1 protein-coding gene and 1 tRNA gene are annotated in these 765 nt (G+C 52.0%); both read left to right on the forward strand.

The genetic code is table 11. The features are described 5' to 3' along the window. Positions 1 to 18: 18 nt before the first annotated feature. A tRNA-Gly gene (locus HMPREF9451_RS03575) sits at positions 19 to 94 on the forward strand. 239 nt (positions 95 to 333) lie between these two features. Then, on the forward strand, positions 334 to 702 hold the full coding sequence (locus HMPREF9451_RS03580) for an MGMT family protein (protein ID WP_009138944.1): 369 nt from the start codon (positions 334 to 336) through the stop codon (positions 700 to 702). Positions 703 to 765: the final 63 nt, after the last annotated feature.

Raw genomic sequence — 765 nt, forward strand, 5'->3', positions numbered from 1 at the left:
CGGTTCTCGCCTCCATATGCGGACATGGCTCAGTTGGTAGAGCACAACCTTGCCAAGGTTGGGGTCGCGGGTTCGAGCCCCGTTGTCCGCTCCAGATTAGTCAGCCCCTCATTCGAGGGGCTTTTTCGTATTGTCAGTTACTCGATCGAACGAACTCATGGATGAAATTGTTTCGAACCTACGTATTTTTTTCATTGCCCAAAACAGAGGCTCTGCTCTTCAGCTTTTCGGTTTACTGCCTGCGTCGGTTGACGTACGATGCCTTTCGCTGTGATTGCGTAGCGTCTCCAGCGTTCGATGATTACCTTCTTTCTCTGCGTTCGAGGAGCGTGTATGGGCGATTTTTCCGATAGGGTTTTCGAGCAGGTTCGACGCATTCCGCAAGGCAAGGTTTCGACATATGGGCAAATCGCGCGTCTCATCGGTAGTCCACGTTCGGCGCGCTACGTAGGCTGGGCTTTACGCGGAAACACTCAGCCGGTGAAAACGCCGTGCCATCGGGTGGTCTTCAAAAACGGTCGCCTTGCCGCAGGGTATGCATTCGGTGGCGAGATGGTGCAACGCGAGCTTCTCGAAAAAGAAGGCGTGCGTTTCATCGATGCGCACCATGTGGATATGGGAGCGTCTCTATGGAATCCAGAGCTTGACGATATAAATCGCCCCGCCAATATCGATTGGGAACGCGAAATGGGCAACGACTAGCAGGGCAAGAAAAATTTTTAAAAAAGTGCTTGCACTGAACGGTGGGAATGGGTATTATATCAA

The sequence above is a fragment of the Slackia piriformis YIT 12062 genome (genome assembly GCF_000296445.1).
Lineage (GTDB): Bacteria > Actinomycetota > Coriobacteriia > Coriobacteriales > Eggerthellaceae > Slackia > Slackia piriformis.